We start from the raw sequence: 18,423 nt of genomic DNA, 5'->3' as shown, positions 1-18,423 counted from the left end.
ATCTGCTTAGGTTGAGAATATCACTTCAAGTTTTTTTCGATCGGTTGTTGTTTCAAGGGCGATCATCAGTTTAAGTCTTGCTTTTTGGCCATTTAATCCATTACTAAAGATCATGCCTAGTTCTTTTAGCTGCCTTCCACCACCTTCATAGCCATAAACATCTTGAACAATTCCATTAAAGCAGCGTGATACTAGAACGATAGGAACTCCTTTATTTAATAATTTTTTCAAACTTGGCAGCATCATTGGCGGTAAATTGCCTTGTCCTAATGCTTCAATGACTAAACCGTCAAGTTGGTGGTTGCCAATCGTTTGTAAAAGCGTATCGTCCATTCCTGCAAAGGCTTTAAGCAAGAGAACATTTTTATTAAGTGCAGCAACATGTAAAGGCTGGTTTATTACTGGCTTATGATGGAAAAAGGCACCACCTCTATTGACGATGCCGATAGGTCCATATTGTGGACTTTGAAATGTAGCAATATTGCTTGTATGGGTTTTCGTTACGTTTTTTGCAGTATGAATTTCATCATTCATTACAACAAGTACACCCATATCCTTTGCATTCGTAGAAGTGGCAACTTTAAGAGCTGATAATAAATTATACAAACCATCAGCACCAAGTTCATTGCTTGATCTCATCGCCCCTGTTATCACAATAGGGATTGGCAAGGATAAGGTTACGTCAAGAAAGAATGCCGTTTCCTCCAATGTATCTGTACCGTGTGTAATAACAATTCCATCAAGAGTTTGTTTCTCCATCATTTCCTCAATATAAGTTTTGATTTGCAGCATTTCTTTAGGAGTAATATGTGGAGATGGTAAGTAAAATAATTCTGTTGAAATAATATTGATATCAGGAACATCTTTTATAAGATCAACAATAGGGTTTTTTTCTCCAGGCTTTACTTCACCGGTTGTTTCATCTTCCTTCATTGAAATTGTTCCGCCTGTATGAATTAATAGGATATTTTTCATTATGAGAACCTCCATGTTTGCAAGAATAATTATACGTTTATCTATGTTAAGTCATTTTCAATTTATCGATAACATGATACGATTAAAAAGGTAATACGTCTAGTGGTTATGATTATTTCTCCCTATAAATTCATTAAAGTTTAGTAAAAATAATCATTTTTACTCAGTATGTTATGGTGGTATAAAAATACTAGAAAGATTTAACGAGAATACAAGGAAAAGAGGCCTGTGAATGATTTCGATTATTTCTGCGGGCATTGCCCCAGGTCTTGCTTTATTATGTTATTTTTATTTAAAAGATCAGTATGAAACAGAGCCGATTTATATGGTCCTGCGTTCGTTTATTTTCGGGGCATTGCTTGTTTTTCCTATAATGTTTATCCAATATGTGCTGGATGTTGAGATGGTTTTCCATTCTAAAGTGCTTTATACATTTGTTGCAGTAGGATTTCTTGAAGAATTTTTTAAATGGTTTATTTTATTTTTTACTATCTATCAACATGTGCATTTTAATGAGCATTATGATGGAATTGTCTATGGTGTGTCTGTTTCGTTAGGATTTGCTACTTTAGAAAATATAGTTTATTTGTTTGCAAATGGTGTTGAATATGCTTTAGGTAGGGCGATTTTACCAGTTTCCAGCCATGCTCTATTTGGAGTCATTATGGGATATTATTTAGGAAAAGGAAAATTCTCAAGCGGTGAAAATCGGATAAAGTGGATCCTGCTTTCCTGTATCCTGCCGATAATGCTCCATTCAATTTATGACTCCATTTTATTAAGTTATTTAAATTGGCGGTACATCATGCTCCCATTTATGTTATTTCTCTGGTGGTTCGCCCTTCATAAAGCAAAAAAAGCAAGAGTGAAAATGATTGACTCAAAGCTGCCTTAGTGCAGCTTTTTTTCGTCTATTTCCTCATGGAACCGACACAATCACAAGTAGGGTTTATAATGGGATGAATTGTTTGAAATGGCTGCTTTGTCATTTAGGATGAATAAAATGCCAAAGACTACAAAAAATACGTTTAAGCATTTACATCTACATGAGGAGGCAGCAACATGAGTAATATGCGCATAATGTTGATGGTTGCAGTAGTGACTTTTACATCCGTCACATGTCAATTTTTTTCAATAAATATCTCTACAACACATGCTTTTTCAGAGCAGACCATTCAAAGAGGTGCAACGGGTAGAGATGTGATTGAATTACAGGCAAGATTACAATATAACGGCTATTATCATGGAACAATTGATGGTGTATACGGTTGGAGCACGTATTGGGCGGTAAGAAACTTTCAACATATGTTTGGATTAGACGAAGTAGATGGACTGGTGGGACCTAAAACAAAACAAATGTTACGGGATTCTACAAAATTCTATAAGGATTTTGTTTATCGTCAAATTCATAGCGGGAAACGTTTTACCCATTATGGAGGAATTCCATTAGCGCTGCAGTCAGCACCTAGTGAGCAGCAAATTCAAAAAGCAAGGCAGATAGCTGAGCAAAGAAGACAGCAGCAAGAGCAAAGTTATAAGGCAAAAATCGCTCAACAGCAACAACAGCAACAGCAACAGCAGCAACAACAGCAACAGCAGCGACAACAGCAACAGCAACAACAGCAACAGCAACAGCAGCAACAGCAGCAACAGCAACAGCAACAGCAGCAACAACAACAGCAACAGCAGCAACAACAGCAACAACAACAGCAACAACAACAGCAGCGACAACAGCAGCAACAGCAACAACAGCAGCAACAACAGCAACAACAACAGCAGCGACAACAGCAGCAACAGCAACAACAGCAGCAACAACAGCAGCAGCGACAACACCAACAGCAACAACAGCAAGAAAATGAATCAACAGCAGTTAATTTGCCTGGCGGCTATTCACAAAACGATATTCAATTAATGGCCAATGCAGTTTACGGGGAAGCAAGAGGTGAGCCTTATATTGGTCAAGTAGCGGTCGCAGCGGTCATTTTGAACCGTGTCAATAGTCCGACATTCCCAAATACGGTAGCAGGTGTTATCTTTGAACCTCGTGCATTTACAGCAGTGGCAGATGGCCAAATTTGGCTCACACCTAATGAACAAGCTAAAAAAGCTGTGATAGATGCAATTAATGGTTGGGATCCAACGGAAGGGGCCATTTATTATTTCAATCCAAATACCGCGACAAGTTCATGGATCTGGGGAAGACCACAAATAAAACGTATCGGAAAGCATATTTTCTGTGAATAGAAAGGGTGAAAAGGCATGATACGTGGAATCCTGATTGGTATTTTAACAGTTGCAGTTATTGGAACAAGTTATTGGGGGTACAAAGAACACCAGGAAAAGAATGCTGTGTTAATTCAAGCTGAAAATAACTACCAGCGAGCTTTTCATGATTTAACATATCGAATCGATCAACTACATGATCAAATAGGCGGAACATTAGCAATGAATTCCAAACAATCATTGTCTCCTGCACTTGCAGATGTATGGAGAATTACATCTGAAGCACAATCGGATGTTGGACAATTACCTTTAACATTGCTCCCTTTTAATAAAACGGAAGAATTCTTAGCAGGAATTAGTGATTTTAGTTATCGAACTGCTATAAGAGATTTAGAAAAAGAACCTCTTTCAGATGAGGAGTATAATAAGCTGAAATCATTGTATACAAAGTCAGCTGATATCCAAAATGAACTCCGTAATGTACAGCATTTAGTTATCGAGAATAACTTAAGATGGATGGATGTTGAATTAGCCCTTGCTTCTGGACAAAAGCAAATGGATAACACGATCATTGATGGCTTTAAAACAGTTGAAGAGAATGTAGAAGCATATTCTGAATCTGATTTCGGAGCAAGCTTCACTGCAATGAAGAAAAGCAAGGAGAAAGGCTTTAATCAACTTGAGGGGAAAGAAATAAATGAGGAAGAAGCGAAAAAGATTGCCAAGACATTTGTTGAAAAAAGTGTAACAGATATTAAGGTAACAGAAAATGGTGAAGGTTCGTCTTTTGGTTTTTATAGTGTTTCTATGAATGATAAAAAGAATAAGACTGAAATTAATATGGATATTACCAAAAAAGGCGGTCATCCGATTTTCCTTGTTCAAAATCGGGAAATAAAGAAGCAGGCAATCAGCTTAAACGAAGCATCCAATAATGCTCGAGACTTTTTAAAAGAGCATGGTTTTAAAGATTTAGATCTTTTTGAAAGTGCACAATATGATAATACCGGGGTCTTTTCATTCGTTTCAATATTAGATGGTGTGAGAGTTTACCCGGATACAGTCCGAATAAAAGTTGCTTTAGATGACGGTAAAGTCATAGGCTTCTCTGCTAGGGATTATTTGGCAGCACATAAGCAAAGGGAAATACCAAAGCCTAAAATTACAAAACAAGAGGCAGTAAAAAGATTAAACCCAAGTTTAGAAGTACAAGAGGACAGATTAGCCATTATCACGAATGAGCTTGGGGAAGAAATCCTTTGCTTTGAGTTTTTAGGTACAATCGATCAAGACACTTTCAGAATTTATATTAATGCAGAAACAGGAATGGAAGAGAAGATTGAAAAGTTAAAGAATCCTGAACCGATTTTTCAAGAGATTTAAAAAATATTAACAAACTTATTCTGTATTGTTTGAAGGATATCCCTGTTAATTTTCTTCATGGGATATCCTTTTTCATTGTTAAAAATTTTGTCCTCTTGCACAACCGAATGGACCATGATTTAATAAGAAGGAGAGTATTAAGAAAGAGTGATTTTGTGCTGAAAATTGGGGATGTCATACTATTAGAAACAAAAGATAAAAATGGTGAACGACTAAAATGTAAGCTGATGGAAAAAAAAGAAAATCAACTTTATATTGATTATCCCATTAATACGGATACAGGACGTTTAGCCTATTTAATGATTGGCACAGAGCTTACTGCTTCTTTTATTAATAAAGAACAGCATGCATACAGTTTTCAGACAGTGGTTACAGTGCGTGTGAAAGAAAAGATTCCATTGCTTTCTATAACATATCCTGGTGACCATAAGTTAAATCGTATTCAAAGAAGAGAATATGTACGAGTTGAAACTACATTAGATGTTGCTGTCCACCCGTTAGAGAATGAATTTCTACCTTTTACAGCCGTCACAACAGATATTAGTGCAGGGGGTGCAGCGCTTCTTATTCCGAAATCAACTATATTAAATCAGGGTCAAGAAGTTGTTGTATGGTTTTCACTGCCTTTTCATGATGAAGAGATTGATTACATAAAGGTAAGAGGAAAAATACTCCGTTTTATTCAAGTAGAAAATGAAAGATTTTATAAAGTTCCCTTACAGTTTTTTAATATTGATGAACTTACTCGACAAAAATTAATCCGTTTTTGTTTCCAACAGCAAATAATAATGCGGAGAAAAGAACTTATGGCAGAATAAATTTTGGTATTTTTATGCATACTAGGAACAATGTGAAACAAAAAGTACCGGAGTTGAATGAAATGAAACGGCTTGAACGTATTTTAATCAAATTAATTATCATTCAGTTTATTGTCTTACTCTGTGCGCAGCTGTTAATTCAACAATCTACTATTCAACCATACCTTTCCCGAGTTGTTCAATATGAGGGAGTTAATAAAATTACGATTTCGGAATGGCTTGAAACGTTTAGTCAAGAGAAATGAGGCAGGTGAAACAGAAAACCTGCTTCATTTGTTTGGCATGAAATCACAAAAAATTTTAGCCATCACCCAAATATGTTCTCGCTCGATTAAACTACTAGACTAAAAACCTATTTGGAGGAATTATGAAACAAAAACTTTCAATAGCAATTGATGGCCCAGCTGCTGCTGGTAAAAGCACGGTTGCAAAAATAATTGCAGAGCATTATTCATATATTTATATCGATACTGGTGCAATGTATCGCGCATTAACTTACAAAGCGCTAAAAGAAAACATTGATCTAAACGATGAAGAAATGGTTGCAGATATTTTGGCATCGATTAGTATCGAACTTCAACCGTCAGAAAATGGACAAATCGTCCTTGTAAATCAAGAAGATGTAACAGATATTATTCGCACGAATGAAGTAACAAACAATGTTTCAATTGTTGCAATGCATCCAAAAGTTAGAGAAGAAATGTTAAAACGTCAAAGGAATTTGGCTAATTCAGGTGGTGTTGTCATGGATGGACGTGACATCGGTACACATGTTTTGCCAAATGCTGAATTGAAATTCTTTTTAAAAGCTTCTGTTGAAGAAAGAGCAAAAAGGCGTCATGAGGAAAATGAAAAAAAGGGTTATGCATCAGATCTAGAGCAGCTTAAACATGAGATTGCCTATCGGGATAAGCTTGACTCTGAAAGATCGGTTGCGCCGTTAAGAAAAGCAAAGGATGCAATTGAAATTGACACTACATCTTTGTCTATACATGATGTCGTAAAAAAAATAGAAGACTATATAGAAGAAAGGCTTTGATAGATGTGTCATTATATCCATTTGCAAGATCAGTTGTAGCTGGCATTTTAAAGCCAACTTATCGAATAAAAGTTGAAGGCTTGGAAAATTTCCCGAAAGAAGGCGGTGTCCTACTATGTACGAATCATATTAGCAATTTTGACCCGCCTGTTGTCGGTATTACTGCACCAAGAAAAGTATTTTTTATGGCTAAAGCTGAACTTTTCAAAGTGCCAGTATTAAAAGATTTGTTAAAAAACTTCGGAACATTTCCGGTTAATCGGGGTGGGAGTGACCGCGAGGCATTAAGGACAGGTTTAAAGATTTTAAAAGAAGGAAATGTACTGGGTTTCTTCCCGGAAGGAACACGAAGTAAAACCGGTGAATTAGGTAAAGGGCTTCCTGGTGCAGGATTCTTTGCACTCAGGTCAACTGCGGCAGTTGTACCATGTGCGATAATAGGACCATATAAACCTTTTAGTACACTAAGGGTTGTTTATGGTAAACCGATTAACATGGATGAATACCGCTCAAAAAAAGTTTCTACAGATGAAATGACAGAAATCATTATGAAGGAAATTGCAAAACTCCTTAAAAAATAAAGCTAAGATGAAGACTTACTACTTGACAAAAAGTAGCATTTATTAGAAGTTTAATAAAAGAGGAATTTTTCATTTTATTTTAAAAGAATAAAAATTGTTCTTTTATAAAATGAAATCTTACATATATTTAATCAAAAGTCGCGCTGGTTTTGACCAAGGAGGGTAATTGAGATGGCAGAAGAATTAAATAGTGTACATGTTGAGACACCAGAGGTAGGCGATATTGTGAAAGGTATCGTGACAAAGGTAGAGGAAAAACAGGTTATTGTCGAAATAGAAAACTGCAAGCATATTGGAATTATTCCAATCAGCGAGCTTTCAAGTCTTCATATCGAAAAGGCATCTGATGTAGCGAATGAACAAGATGAATTAGAACTTAAAGTTATAAAAGTGGAGGATGAAGCATTAGTTCTTTCAAAAAGAGCTGTTGATGCTGAAAAAGCATGGGATTCCTTACAACAAAAATTCGAATCAAAAGAAGTTTTTGAAGCTGAAGTAAAGGATGTTGTAAAAGGCGGGCTTGTCGTAGATTTAGGAGTTCGCGGCTTTATTCCAGCATCATTAGTGGAAGCCCACTTCGTAGAGGATTTTTCTGAATATATGGGAAAAACTTTATCATTAATCGTGGTTGAGCTGGACCGAGAGAAAAACAGAGTCATTTTATCTCACAGAGCTGTTATTGAAAAAGAACAAAATGAAAAGAAATCTGAACTATTGGATTCAATCAAAGTTGGAGCAACAATTGAAGGAACAGTTCAGCGCTTAACAGATTTCGGTGCTTTTGTTGATATTGGTGGAATTGATGGGCTTGTACATATCTCCCAGCTTTCACATTCACATATTGACAAACCATCAGATGTTGTTGAAGAGGGACAAAAAGTAACAGTTAAAGTTTTAGGAGTAGACCGTGATAACGAAAGAATTTCTTTATCAATAAAAGAAACACTTCCAGGTCCTTGGGCAAATATTTCTGAAAAAGTAAAAGTAGGCGATGTGGTTGAAGGTGTCGTAAAACGGCTTGTATCGTTCGGTGCATTCGTTGAAATTTTACCTGGTGTTGAAGGATTAGTACACATTTCACAAATCTCAAATAAACATATTGGAACACCTCATGAAGTATTAGAAGAAAATCAAACGGTTAAAGTTAAGGTTTTAGATGTGAACGAATCAGAACAACGTATTTCCTTAAGTATTCGTGAACTAGAAGAGACTTCAAAGCCTGCAGATGAGGACTTCCGTCATTATCAGGCACAGGAAGATTCATCCTCTGGTTTCCAATTAGGAGAAATGATTGGAGAACAACTAAAAAAATTAAAATAATGGTGATATAGGTGAGCAAAAGAGCACAACGAAAAATTGAACATATCCAACATGCACTTACAACAGGTCAACAACGTACAAATGGATTTAACGATATTACCTTTGTTCACCAAAGCTTACCAAACCTGTCTGTTCAAAAAATAGATTTATCAACAAAAGTTGGCGAACTTACTTTAAGTTCGCCTCTTTTTATAAATGCTATGACCGGTGGCGGCGGCGAAGAAACAGCAGTAATTAATGAAGCATTATCGAGAGCTGCAAGTGAAACAAATATTGCTGTCGCTACTGGTTCGCAAATGTCAGCTATTAAAGATGAGAGTGAGCGGCATTCATATGAAATTATGCGCAAGGTTAATAAAACAGGACTTATCTTTGGAAATTTGGGCAGCGAAGCAACCGTTGAACAAGCAAAAATAGCCGTTGATATGATTGAAGCAAATGCTCTGCAAATTCATTTAAACGTTATCCAAGAGCTTGTCATGCCTGAAGGGGATCGTGATTTTTGCGGTGCATTGAAAAGAATTGAGCAAATTGTAAAGGAAATTGAAGTTCCAGTCATTGTAAAGGAAGTAGGATTCGGAATGAATCGTGAAGCTGCGGCAAAATTAAGAGATGTAGGGGTAACGATTGTGGATGTTGGCGGCTATGGCGGAACGAATTTTTCAAAGATCGAAAATATGAGACGGCAGCAAATGCTGCAATTCTTTAATGAATGGGGAATCTCTACCACAGCTTCAATAGCTGAGGCAGCAAGTGTCGATCATATTTCTGTAATCGGCACTGGAGGAATTCAACATGCACTTGATATAGCGAAATCCATTGCATTAGGAGCGTCTGCCGCAGGAACAGCTGGATATTTACTAAAAGTGTTTGTTGAAAAAGGATATGACTCATTAGTACAGGAAATTCATCAAATGTTAGAAGAGTTAACATTTATTATGACAGCACTTGGTACAAGCAGTATTAGGGAGCTTCAGAATGCACCAATCGTGATTAGCGGAAATACGCATCATTGGTTGACTGAACGGTGCATTGATACGAGGCGCTTTAGCATGAGAAATGGAAAATAGGGCTAATTGGTTAAACCAATTAGCCCTATTTTTGTGTGATAACAAAGTGATTGTACCACACGTTATTTATTTCGTTTTCTTGCAGAATCAGGTCCCTCTAAAGTAGTAGCACCAGGGTAATTAAGTGACTGGTCACGATCAGATTCAACTCTTCCGCTCTTTCTTAATTTTTTTTCTTGACGATCTTTACCCATTTTTCACTCCTCCTATCTTTGTATTATCATTTTTTACTACGTTTCTTTTATTCATTAGTGTTATTTTTTGTTAAATTTTTAGATTAAAGCTAAGAGGAAACAGACATAATGAATAAAGTAGGGAGGGGTAGATAGTGGAAGGAATCTTTTTTTACTGGTTTATGTGGCTTGCTTGGATTATTACAACCTTTTTAATGAAAAAAGGAAAGATACGATTAAAGTTAACAATTTTTATTTTAATTACCATCATTCTTAGCGAGCTGTATATTATTGTAGGGGATTTTAATGTAAGAGTCTCCCTTATATTATTTATGATTCTTGGCTATTATCTTGCTGCCAAGCAGAAGAAAAGAAAACCAGTTCTTTTTTATATGATAACATTTACATTGATGTTTGCTTATGCTGGAATTATGCTTTTTAGAATTTATGATCCTGTTTGGTTTCTTTTTGATTATCGTATCATTGTCAGTGTAGCGATCAGTGTGCTAGCGATCTATTTGGGGAAACATTCTGTTCAAATATATGCACTTTTTATCATTTCGGTATGCCAAGGTGAATGTTTATATTGGTTTATTTTAGGGGAATTTCATGATGGTTTAACAATCGGTACTCCTGCCTTTTTAGATATGTTGGTCATCGGTTGTTCAATTATTTATTTGTGGAATATGTCTCAAACTGTTATTTTAGCCATCGAACAAATGCTTCAAAAACCGGCAAAGGAGAAACAAGGCTAATATGAATGAATACACAATGCCAGTCCTTTTTGGCGTAATAGTAGGAGTCGTTACAAGGCTTCATATGCTCAGAACAGACTATAGACAATACCCTACATATCTTCATGGAAAAGTCATCCATATTGCGCTTGGATTTATTGCCGCGGGGTTAGGAACAGTTGCTGTTCCATCTTTAATGGAGGAGGATTTCACAGCAATCACCTTTCTTACATTAGCGGCCTCTCAATTCCGTGATGTTCGGAATATGGAGAGGAATACACTTACGGAATTAGATGGTTATGAACTTGTTCCGCGTGGAAAGACCTATATTGAAGGAATAGCGATTGCTTTTGAAAGCAGAAATTATCTTGTGATTTTTACCTCTTTATTAACAACCTTAGCTTATTTGGTTATAAATTTCTATGCTGCTATTGTTGTTGCTATTCTCTGTTTTATCATTTGTAAAAAATTGATGACAGGGAGTCGAATGAAGGATTTAGTTGATATCCAATATGTTGAACCACATTTTGAAGGGGCAGGTTTATATGTAGATAATATCTATATTATGAACATTGGGATACCTGATAAGCAGGAGGCGATTTTAAAATATGGAATGGGTTTTGTTCTAACACCTAAAAATTTCAATTCAATCACAACAATTGCAAATTTAGGTCAAAGACAAGCCATTCTGCATGACGTCTCTACAGCACTTGGAGTTGTTCGTGATTCAGGGGAACCTTCATTAGTGCCATTAGCCAAAAGAGACCTTAATGATGGAAGGTTAGGTGTATTTGTTCTTCCGCAAAATCGTGACATAGATAAAGCGATTCATATAATTGGTGAGGTACCTACGCTTGAAAATGCGATAAGAATGCCATCTGAAGCGAGGGCAAACCAACGAGGAGGAATAAAATGAGTAACTCCATAGAAAAATATATATTGGCTATTATTACAACAGATGAAACGAAGGCAGCAGGTGGAACAGCCATATTTATCTGTAAAACTCAAGAAGAAATGCATTTTTTTGCTAAAAACCTTGAGGCGATATTAGATGGAATCGCTCACGGAATTGGTGATGATTTATATATCGTCGTGAAACACTAAGTTGAGTATTTATGAATTGTTTGCTACTATATAAAAGTCAAGCCCTTCTTAATTAAATAGAAGGGTTTCTTTTGTAGAGGGATTAAAGATTGTACCGATAATACATTTTCAGCTTGATCTATTACATACTAAATAAAAGAATACGACGTGCTTTTAATATAAGATGTACAACCACTCACCACCTTGTTTTTTAACGAGTAGTGACTGCTTCTCTCTGATAATTAAGTTGTTTAGGATAAATAGGAAGGGTGTAAGGAAATGTCAAAACCAATTATTGCCATTGTAGGACGGCCAAATGTAGGGAAATCTACTATATTTAATCGAATTGTAGGGGAACGGGTATCCATCGTTGAAGATATTCCAGGTGTGACGAGAGACCGTATATATAGTTCTGGAGAATGGTTGAACTATCAATTCAACATTATTGATACAGGTGGTATCGATATCGGTGATGAACCATTTATTGAACAGATTCGCCAACAAGCTGAAATCGCTATTGACGAGGCAGATGTTATAATTTTTTTAACAAATGTCCGTGAAGGTGTAACCGCAGCAGATGAAGAGGTAGCAAAAATCCTCTATCGTTCAAATAAACCTGTAGTGCTTGCGGTAAATAAAGTAGATAATCCTGAAATGCGAGCAAACATCTACGACTTCTATTCTCTAGGCTTCGGCGATCCTTTCCCAATATCAGGCTCTCATGGTCTGGGGCTTGGTGATTTGTTGGATGAAGTGGCAAAACACTTTAAAAATACAGGGATAGAAGACTATGATGATACAACGATTAAATTTTCATTAATTGGCCGGCCTAATGTAGGGAAATCATCTTTAGTTAATGCCATTTTAGGAGAAGAACGTGTTATAGTAAGCGATATTGCGGGTACAACACGTGATGCAATCGATACTGTTTACAAATATGAAGGTCAGGAGTTTGTTATCATTGATACAGCAGGGATGCGAAAAAAAGGGAAGGTTTATGAAACGACTGAAAAATACAGTGTACTTCGTGCACTAAAAGCAATCGAGAGATCTGATGTTATTTTAGTCGTTTTAAATGGGGAAGAAGGAATCATCGAACAAGACAAGCATATTGCCGGGTATGCACATGAAGCTGGAAAGTCAGTAGTGATCGTTGTCAATAAATGGGATGCAGTTGATAAGGATGAACGAACAATGAAGGAGTTCGAAGAAAACATCCGTGATCATTTTAAGTTTCTAGATTATGCCCCAATTGTTTTTTTATCAGCAAAAACCACAAAACGTATTCACACGCTAATGCCTAAAATCATCCTTGCGAGTGAAAATCATGCACGAAGAGTTGAAACAAATGTCTTAAATGATGTTGTGATGGATGCTGTGGCAATGAATCCAACACCGACTCATAAAGGTAAACGATTAAAAATATTCTATACAACCCAGGTTGCTGTTAAGCCGCCTACCTTTGTCGTTTTTGTAAATGACCCTGAGCTAATGCATTTTTCTTATGAACGATTTTTAGAAAATCGAATCAGATCAGCTTTTGAATTTGAAGGAACACCGATTAAAATATTTTCCAGAGAAAGAAAATAATCGCCCAACAACTGTTAAAGCATTGTAACTCATTTTCGAAGAAAAGAGCGTGATCATATGGAGAAGATTACTGTTTTAGGAGCAGGTAGCTGGGGAACGGCTTTAGCTATTGTACTCGCTGATAATGGACATCAAGTTAAACTTTGGGGACACCGTCCCGAATTAATAAATGAAATTAATGAAAAAAGAAAAAATGAAAAATATCTCCCAGGAGTTGAATTGCCAGAAAACATCAAAGGGGTTTCAAATTTGAAACAAAGCCTTGAAGGGGCGCGTACTGTAGTTCTGGCTGTTCCAACGAAAGCTATTCGTGGTGTGTTAAACGACATTTCTAAGGTACTTAATGACAAAATAACCATTGTTCACGTAAGTAAAGGGATTGAGCCTGATACACTAATGCGCATTTCAGAAATTATCGAAGCTGAAATGCCCAGTCATTTATTAAAAGATGTTGTTGTTTTATCAGGGCCAAGTCATGCTGAAGAGGTTAGCCAAAGACATATTACTACTGTTACATCCTCTTCTAAAAATATGGAAGCAGCAGAATACATACAAGATTTGTTCATTAATTCAAATTTTCGAGTTTATACCAACCCCGATGTTATTGGTGTTGAAATTGGTGGTGCCTTAAAAAACATTATTGCTTTGGCTGCAGGTATATCTGATGGCCTAGGTTATGGAGATAATGCTAAGGCTGCTCTTATTACACGCGGATTGGCTGAAATTGCTCGTTTAGGAAGTATGATGGGAGGCAATCCATTAACATTCTCGGGATTGACTGGAATTGGTGATCTAATTGTTACATGTACAAGTGTTCATTCACGAAATTGGAGAGCCGGAAACTTGCTTGGTAAAGGTCAAAAGCTAGAAGAAGTTTTAGAAAATATGGGAATGGTCGTAGAAGGTGTACGTACAACAAAAGCAGCCTATCAGCTTGCTCAAAAATATGAAGTTAAAATGCCGATAACGGAGGCGCTATATAATGTCTTATTTAATGGTCAAGAGCCTAAACTTGCGGTTGATTCCTTAATGACACGAGTAAAAACGCACGAAATGGAAGACCTTGTTAACATTATGGAAAATCGCTAATATACTATGAACCATATCGATTGCCATTTAAAGAGACTGTTGGAAGAAAAAAGGGGAATGACAAAAAAAAATTAGTCTGTTATGTGAACCCAACGGTGACAATCAAAATTTTCCAGCATATAATACCAAGAATTATGAAAAGGGAACAATATCCTATAAGGTATAAAAGCTGCGAGCAAATCCCGCGGATGACTAGCTAAATGATCCCTTCCTTGGTTGCCTGAACATTAATTAAACCTAACTTGTAAAGTTTACACGGCATATCTAGGCATTAGAGGATACAAAACCATTTATATCCGCATAAAATGCAACGTAGTCAAATAAGAGTTGTTCTTATTGTTGGGTACTATTTAGTCGTTCACCTTGCTGCTGAAGTAAAGATCGTCCCCTCTTTACTTCAGTTTTTTTACTTTTTTAGATCATTACGCTTTCACATAACAGGGACTGGCAAGCCTGGGGCAGCACCTCCTTGGTTTGGACAAGCTAATCATTGTGTATTATAATCGACCGTGGATTGAATTAATAATTAAAAAGAACAACGCGCTTCCCCTTTTCTTATTGCTTAGCGTAAATTATAAAATTTTTGAACTGTGGAAAGCGCTTTGACATCCAGCTCCAGCGCCTAGCCCCTCTAGGGTCTAGCCAATTTAGAATTAAAGGCAAAGAACGGCTTCTATTCTAAATCGTCTTATTTGCCCAAGGCTGTGCATGGCGCTTGCGCTTTTGTTCTAAGGAGGAATCAGTAAAAATGAGTGCAGCCCTTATGAAAATGTGGATTTCTTTTGCATCTATGGGGTTTATGTTTATTTCTATTTTGTTAATTTATTTAAGTCGCTTTAAATTAAAGGGTTTTCTAAAGATTATCATTACAATTTTAGCCTATTTGTTTATGATTCTAGCAGGAATTATCATTTTATTTGTTGTATTAAGCGGACCTGTTAATGAATAAGGAAAATAAAAGGAAGTTATGCAGATGAATTTTTTGAAAATAATGATAGGGATTTTATGTTGTATTCTTTTAGCTGGCTGTTTATATCCAGATGAAAAATTAGAAAAAAATACGATTCCTTATGAAGACCAAATTGCTGCGGTTCAAAATGCAGTCGATCGTTTTCGAGAGGAGTCCGGCGGCTTGCTTCCGATCAAGACAAGGGATATGTCAACACCAATCTATCAAAAGTATCCGATTGATTTTACCACACTTTCACCAAAATATATGGCAGAACCACCTGGTACAGCCTATGAAAATGGTGGTGTTTATTCATATGTACTTGTAGATGTGGAAGAAAATCCAACCGTCAAATTAATTGATTTGCGTATTTCTGAAGCCATACATGAGCTGGCAATCAGAATAGATGTTTATCGACAATCTAATGGCTATCCTCCGATGAAAGAGCTTATTACGAAGGATATTTATACATTAGACTATAAAAAGCTAGGTTATGATAAAGCGCCAACAATTGAAAGTCCATATTCGGGTGAACATTTACCATTAGTAATTAATAATCAAGCAGAAATATATGTAGATTATCGAATTGACTTATTTAAGGCACTTCAAGAAAAAGATCATTCATATAAACCAGGCGATGACATCCGTGACTTGTTAGTAAAGGATACATACTTCGTTCCTGCATATTCGTTGCCATATACGATTGATGATCAAGGAGAACCGGTTTTTAAAGAGAATGAGTAGCAGGTTTGGTTGTTATAGTTGAATCTCCTTCGCATGGATGTAAAAAAATCTTATAAAAAAGTCATGAACCCTTCTTCAAGAGAATACTCTCTAAAAGAAGGGTTTTCTTTTTTCACTTTTACGGATAGATGAAAAATCGATATTGGAAAAAAATTTGCTGGCGAAGTCATAAATAAATAGGACAACGTCATACATATATAGTGTCCTATTAGAAGACGGATAAGCTTTATCCCAATAATGTATGATCGGGAGGGGATCACTTGGAAAAAGTAGATATTTTCAAGGATATCGCTGAACGAACTGGTGGCGATATATATTTAGGAGTAGTTGGGGCAGTTAGAACAGGTAAATCTACTTTTATTAAGAAATTTATGGAGTTAGTTGTACTGCCTAATATTGAAAATGAATCTGATAAAGCTAGAGCTCAAGATGAATTGCCTCAAAGTGCAGCTGGTAAAACAATCATGACAACTGAACCGAAATTTGTTCCAAATCAAGCAGTGTGCATCCATGTTGATGAGGGACTTGATGTTAATATTAGATTAGTAGATTGTGTAGGTTATACTGTTCCAGGGGCAAAAGGCTATGAGGATGAAAATGGTCCTCGTATGATTAATACTCCGTGGTATGAAGAACCGATACCTTTTCATGAGGCAGCAGAAATTGGTACACGTAAGGTAATTCAAGAGCATTCTACATTAGGTTGTGTGATAACAACTGATGGTTCAATTGGTGATATTCCGCGTCAGGATTATTTAGAAGCGGAAGAAAGAGTCATTGAAGAATTAAAAGAAGTGGGTAAACCGTTTATTATGATTATTAATACGGTTCGTCCTCATCATCCTGAAACAGAAGCCCTTCGTCAACAGCTTTATGAGAAATATGATATTCCAGTGCTGGCAATGAGTGTAGAGAGCATGAGGGAGTCAGACGTTATCAATGTGTTAAGAGAGTCATTATATGAATTCCCTGTGTTAGAAGTAAATGTTAACCTGCCAAGCTGGGTAATGGTATTAAGAGAGAATCATTGGCTCCGTGAGAGCTATCAGGAAGCAGTAAAAGACACAGTGAAGGATATTAAGCGGCTTCGTGATGTTGACCGCGTGGTTGGGCAGTTTAGTGAATATGATTTTATTAACAAAGCAAGCTTAGCGGGAATTGAAATGGGGCAAGGGATTGCCGAGATTGATTTATATGCTCCTGATGATTTATACGATCAGATCTTAAAAGAAGTTGTCGGAGTAGAAATTCGCGGAAAGGATCATTTGCTCCAATTAATGCAAGACTTTGCTTATGCTAAAGCGGAGTATGATCAAGTGGCAGATGCCCTGAAAATGGTCAAACAGACCGGATATGGAATCGCAGCACCAGCATTGTCTGATATGAGTCTTGATGAGCCTGAGATTATTCGCCAAGGTTCTAGGTTTGGAGTACGTTTAAAAGCTGTAGCACCTTCGATCCATATGATAAAAGTTGATGTTGAGTCCGAATTCGCACCAATTATTGGAACTGAAAAGCAATCAGAAGAATTAGTTCGTTACTTAATGCAGGATTTTGAAGATAACCCTTTATCCATTTGGAATTCTGATATTTTTGGACGCAGCCTAAGCTCAATCGTACGTGAAGGAATTCAAGCTAAGCTTTCTTTAATGCCAGAAAATGCACGATATAAGCTAAAAGAAACATTAGAGAGAATTATAAACGAAGGCTCAGGTGGATTAATTGCCATCATCCTATAACATGTTGACCTCTGTTTGAGGTCTTTTTTTATGTGTTAATTTAAGGAAATATTTAAAGTTATTATTTTAAAAAAATAATTTTTAAAATTTGAAATAAAGTTGAAAAAAGTACAGCGGTAAATGTCATATATTGAGATAGCATTTACATAAATGTAACATAATTTGATGATTTCAACACAAAAAGAGAATGTATGTTCCTAATCTGACAAAGAAACGTTGATATAATTGGATTTTTATTAGGATAAAACTTGATTCGCCAGTTTGATTGTGTTAATCTTTTTACAGAAATTATTTTCTCTTTTGGTCGATTCTTCCTAAAACACCAATATTCATGATGAAAATCATTGAATTATGTAAAAAAATCGTATAAGATAAGCGTGTTGATAGTAATTTCACGCTCTATCATGTATAGAAATGAACAAAACTGTGAAGAAATGAGACTAAAGAATTCCATCCCTTTGGGAGGAGGTGAAAGGCATGAATAAAACAGAACTTATCAACGCAGTAGCAGAAGCTAGTGAATTATCTAAAAAAGACGCAACTAAAGCAGTTGATGCTGTTTTCGATACAATTTTAGATGCACTAAAAGATGGTGATAAAGTACAACTTATCGGTTTCGGTAACTTCGAAGTTCGTGAGCGCGCGGCTCGTAAAGGTCGTAATCCACAAACTGGCGAGGAAATTGAAATTGCTGCAAGCAAGGTGCCTGCTTTCAAACCAGGTAAAGCACTTAAAGATGCTGTAGCAGGAAAATAAGTTATTACTTGTCATGTAATACACATTACATACAACCATTCTTCACAGAAGCCCCTTTTAAAGGGGCTTTTCATTTGCTTTTTGTATCATAAAGATTGTTCAACTTTTTAAAATAAAATCTTGGTGCATTCAGTTTTTCTATATATCAGGTGGTAAA

General features: G+C 36.2%; 20 protein-coding genes. 18 read left to right on the top strand and 2 right to left on the bottom strand.

All coding sequences use genetic code 11. The features are described 5' to 3' along the window. Positions 1-6 precede the first annotated feature (6 nt). The gene (locus tag ACSVDH_RS18660; protein WP_439250946.1) at positions 7-975 is read right to left on the bottom strand and encodes an asparaginase; all 969 of its coding nucleotides are present in this window, start codon (positions 973-975) and stop codon (positions 7-9) included. Between the two features lie 232 nt (positions 976-1,207). On the opposite strand from ACSVDH_RS18660, the gene prsW reads away from it, so the two are divergent. The 9 genes from prsW to fni all read left to right on the top strand — a co-directional run bounded on the left by prsW (position 1,208) and on the right by fni (position 9,409). Continuing rightward, positions 1,208-1,870 carry a glutamic-type intramembrane protease PrsW gene (gene prsW / locus ACSVDH_RS18655; protein ID WP_299088299.1) on the top strand — a complete coding sequence of 221 codons (663 nt, stop codon included), beginning with the start codon at positions 1,208-1,210 and terminating at the stop codon, positions 1,868-1,870. Positions 1,871-2,046: 176 nt separating this feature from the next. Then, the gene (sleB, locus tag ACSVDH_RS18650) at positions 2,047-3,219 is read left to right on the top strand and encodes a spore cortex-lytic enzyme (RefSeq protein ID WP_518618333.1); all 1,173 of its coding nucleotides are present in this window, start codon (positions 2,047-2,049) and stop codon (positions 3,217-3,219) included. Positions 3,220-3,234: 15 nt separating this feature from the next. Further along, positions 3,235-4,581 carry a germination protein YpeB gene (ypeB, locus tag ACSVDH_RS18645; protein ID WP_299088301.1) on the top strand — a complete coding sequence of 449 codons (1,347 nt, stop codon included), beginning with the start codon at positions 3,235-3,237 and terminating at the stop codon, positions 4,579-4,581. 155 nt (positions 4,582-4,736) lie between these two features. Beyond that, a complete protein-coding gene (locus tag ACSVDH_RS18640; RefSeq protein ID WP_439250950.1) occupies positions 4,737-5,399 on the top strand; it encodes a flagellar brake protein in 663 nt (220 codons plus the stop codon). 62 nt (positions 5,400-5,461) lie between these two features. After that, positions 5,462-5,644 (top strand): YpfB family protein, encoded by a 183-nt coding sequence (locus ACSVDH_RS18635; RefSeq protein ID WP_439250952.1) that lies wholly within the window; start codon positions 5,462-5,464, stop codon positions 5,642-5,644. 122 nt (positions 5,645-5,766) lie between these two features. Beyond that, positions 5,767-6,438, top strand: a complete 672-nt coding sequence (cmk, locus tag ACSVDH_RS18630; protein WP_299088303.1) for a (d)CMP kinase — start codon at positions 5,767-5,769, stop codon at positions 6,436-6,438. A 5-nt stretch (positions 6,439-6,443) separates the two neighbouring features. After that, a complete protein-coding gene (locus ACSVDH_RS18625; protein WP_439251537.1) occupies positions 6,444-7,019 on the top strand; it encodes a lysophospholipid acyltransferase family protein in 576 nt (191 codons plus the stop codon). Between the two features lie 171 nt (positions 7,020-7,190). Then, the gene (gene rpsA, locus ACSVDH_RS18620) at positions 7,191-8,339 is read left to right on the top strand and encodes a 30S ribosomal protein S1 (protein ID WP_439250954.1); all 1,149 of its coding nucleotides are present in this window, start codon (positions 7,191-7,193) and stop codon (positions 8,337-8,339) included. A gap of 11 nt (positions 8,340-8,350) precedes the next feature. After that, a complete protein-coding gene (gene fni / locus ACSVDH_RS18615) occupies positions 8,351-9,409 on the top strand; it encodes a type 2 isopentenyl-diphosphate Delta-isomerase (protein WP_299088307.1) in 1,059 nt (352 codons plus the stop codon). Between the two features lie 62 nt (positions 9,410-9,471). On the opposite strand, the gene ACSVDH_RS18610 is transcribed toward fni, so the two are convergent. Next, positions 9,472-9,603, bottom strand: coding sequence for a YpzI family protein (locus tag ACSVDH_RS18610; protein ID WP_299088308.1), 132 nt, complete (start codon positions 9,601-9,603; stop codon positions 9,472-9,474). A 134-nt stretch (positions 9,604-9,737) separates the two neighbouring features. Here ACSVDH_RS18610 and ACSVDH_RS18605 point away from each other — a divergent pair, with 134 nt between their 5' ends. The 9 genes from ACSVDH_RS18605 to hbs all read left to right on the top strand — a co-directional run bounded on the left by ACSVDH_RS18605 (position 9,738) and on the right by hbs (position 18,266). Then, positions 9,738-10,337 carry a YphA family membrane protein gene (locus tag ACSVDH_RS18605; RefSeq protein WP_439250957.1) on the top strand — a complete coding sequence of 200 codons (600 nt, stop codon included), beginning with the start codon at positions 9,738-9,740 and terminating at the stop codon, positions 10,335-10,337. A gap of 1 nt (position 10,338) precedes the next feature. Further along, positions 10,339-11,232 carry a YIEGIA family protein gene (locus ACSVDH_RS18600; protein ID WP_299088310.1) on the top strand — a complete coding sequence of 298 codons (894 nt, stop codon included), beginning with the start codon at positions 10,339-10,341 and terminating at the stop codon, positions 11,230-11,232. Next, positions 11,229-11,420 carry a capping complex subunit for YIEGIA gene (locus tag ACSVDH_RS18595; protein ID WP_299088312.1) on the top strand — a complete coding sequence of 64 codons (192 nt, stop codon included), beginning with the start codon at positions 11,229-11,231 and terminating at the stop codon, positions 11,418-11,420. Before ACSVDH_RS18600 ends, ACSVDH_RS18595 begins: the two co-directional genes overlap by 4 nt. 258 nt (positions 11,421-11,678) lie before the next feature. Next, positions 11,679-12,989 carry a ribosome biogenesis GTPase Der gene (der, locus tag ACSVDH_RS18590; protein WP_439250959.1) on the top strand — a complete coding sequence of 437 codons (1,311 nt, stop codon included), beginning with the start codon at positions 11,679-11,681 and terminating at the stop codon, positions 12,987-12,989. Between the two features lie 57 nt (positions 12,990-13,046). Then, positions 13,047-14,078 (top strand): NAD(P)H-dependent glycerol-3-phosphate dehydrogenase, encoded by a 1,032-nt coding sequence (locus tag ACSVDH_RS18585; protein ID WP_439250961.1) that lies wholly within the window; start codon positions 13,047-13,049, stop codon positions 14,076-14,078. A 748-nt stretch (positions 14,079-14,826) separates the two neighbouring features. Beyond that, on the top strand, positions 14,827-15,027 hold the full coding sequence (locus ACSVDH_RS18580; protein ID WP_439250963.1) for a DUF2768 domain-containing protein: 201 nt from the start codon (positions 14,827-14,829) through the stop codon (positions 15,025-15,027). A gap of 18 nt (positions 15,028-15,045) precedes the next feature. Next, positions 15,046-15,771, top strand: a complete 726-nt coding sequence (locus ACSVDH_RS18575) for a YphF family lipoprotein (RefSeq protein WP_439250965.1) — start codon at positions 15,046-15,048, stop codon at positions 15,769-15,771. Between the two features lie 260 nt (positions 15,772-16,031). Beyond that, a complete protein-coding gene (spoIVA, locus tag ACSVDH_RS18570) occupies positions 16,032-17,510 on the top strand; it encodes a stage IV sporulation protein A (RefSeq protein WP_299088320.1) in 1,479 nt (492 codons plus the stop codon). 477 nt (positions 17,511-17,987) lie between these two features. Further along, positions 17,988-18,266, top strand: coding sequence for a non-specific DNA-binding protein Hbs (gene hbs / locus ACSVDH_RS18565; RefSeq protein WP_034332307.1), 279 nt, complete (start codon positions 17,988-17,990; stop codon positions 18,264-18,266). The last annotated feature ends 157 nt before the right edge of the window (positions 18,267-18,423 follow it).

Source organism: Metabacillus sp. Hm71 (genome assembly GCF_051842955.2).
GTDB lineage: Bacteria > Bacillota > Bacilli > Bacillales > Bacillaceae > Metabacillus.
This window is presented reverse-complemented; position numbering and strand designations above follow the sequence as displayed.